The sequence below is a fragment of the Alkalilimnicola ehrlichii genome (assembly GCF_003399765.1).
In the GTDB taxonomy this organism is placed as follows: domain Bacteria; phylum Pseudomonadota; class Gammaproteobacteria; order Nitrococcales; family AK92; genus AK92.
This window is the reverse complement of sequence record NZ_NFZV01000073.1, coordinates 1-1,500: the sequence shown is the minus strand read 5'-3', so window position 1 is coordinate 1,500 and position 1,500 is coordinate 1. Positions and strand designations below refer to the sequence as shown.

General features: G+C 54.2%; 1 protein-coding gene and 1 pseudogene. Both read left to right on the top strand.

All coding sequences use genetic code 11. The features are described 5' to 3' along the window. Positions 1 to 883 (top strand): annotated as a pseudogene (locus tag CAI21_RS24400) (hypothetical protein); the annotation flags it as partial. Continuing rightward, entirely contained in the window at positions 880 to 1,230 is a 351-nt protein-coding gene (locus CAI21_RS22680; RefSeq protein ID WP_116304379.1) for a hypothetical protein, read from the top strand. The pseudogene CAI21_RS24400 and the gene CAI21_RS22680, both read left to right, overlap by 4 nt. The last annotated feature ends 270 nt before the right edge of the window (positions 1,231 to 1,500 follow it).

The following is a 1,500-nucleotide window of genomic DNA, read 5'->3' as shown; positions in this document are numbered from 1 at the left end:
CCGAGTCAACGCCTGGGCCAATAAGGACGCGATCGAGAACCACCGTCCGGCCCCGGTGGCCATCCAAGATCCGGCGGCGCATCAGGCGCTGCTGAACGGTAACAATGCCGCGTTCAGAGAGTTGGATAATCGGGGAGAGTTGGAGCATGCCGGGCCTTTAATTGCGATTCCCGTTGGAATCGCCGCGTATCTACTTGGCGACATAAAAACCGCGCACGCTCCCATGACGCCGGAGGATACGGACCATCCGGACACGATCTCGGTGCTGCCATTGGATTTAGCCGTTGAGGCAGCTAAGAAGAAGCTGCCTGATGAAACGCATTTGCTGTTGGATATTGCAGCATTGGTAGGTAATCCTAAGAAGGCCTTCGATGTAGTAAGCGGATCGTCTGGAAAAGGGGGGCGGAGCCATAATGGTTCGGATAGTCTCGGGGGCAACCAAAGCGGGCATGGGAGTGGTAGCGGCGGCAGCAGTGGTGCACAGGGGCAGGGGGCGGATGCGGCGCCGTCGGCTGGGGGTGGGGCGGGAGGTGTCCCAACGGGGCTAGCCGATGTTCCTGGCCGAGTGCAATCGCGCATAAACCTTTCTAATGAAGGGATGGAGCATACGCTCGCTCGCCACTTCTCAGGAAAACGGAATGCAAGCCAGTTCTCTGTTTCTCAGGGAGAGTTGAGCCGTCTGTTGCAGAGTCAAGAAGTAGTCGGTTCTCCCGTTGTGCGCTCGCTGGAGGGTGGGGAGGGAATCCGATACGTGCGTGAGGTTAATGTTGGCCGAAACGTTGGGACTGATGTTTTTAATGGCGGAGAACCTACGTCAACGCTAACAGTTATAACCGACCACTTCGGCAACTTGGTTACAGCCTTCCCAGGAGTACTCAAATGAAGCTGATTGGAAGTCGTCAGGAGCAGCAACTCAGGGGTGAGCTTTTGAGATCAAATCGAGCGTTGAAGAGTGGTCTCGGTAATCCTGGATTGTTGCGGGTTTTGAAAGAGAGTTCTCATGATCCAGAAAAATCATATGTGTTGAACTGGATTCCTGAACAAGGAGAGGATATTTACACAGTACTCGTTTTTCCTGGGAATTTGATGGAAATAGAGATTCCTAGAGGCTCCGGCTCTGTTGAGATGCGGGAATTAGATCTGCGCAACTATGCGGAAAAGTGCTCAAGAATCAATAAATTGAAACTGTCTGTCGCCCTTCAGCTCATGGAGAGAAAAAAGGCAGACTAACTTCTTGTCCTAAGCAGAGGCGCGGTCGTTACGAGAACAAGGTCGTTCACCGAGTCGAGAACTAGAGGACATATATGGACGCCTCCCCGCGGTCCAAGGGTGCTAGTCGATAAAGCCGTGGGTTCGCGGACAACTACCCGGCGTCTGGATAGGGCGGCATTGGCTGGCCCTGCGCCGTGATGAGATACAGCGTTGAACGGCTATTCTCAGGTTTCTTCCCGCGCGGGTGTGAGACATCGCGCCGCTAGCTGCTCCATCAGTAAGTTCAGT

What these genes read in the sequence shown, in the direction of transcription:
- CAI21_RS22680 (WP_116304379.1), top strand. Translation starts at nt 880, where the DNA reads ATGAAGCTGATTGGAAGTCGTCAGGAGCAGCAACTCAGGGGTGAGCTT.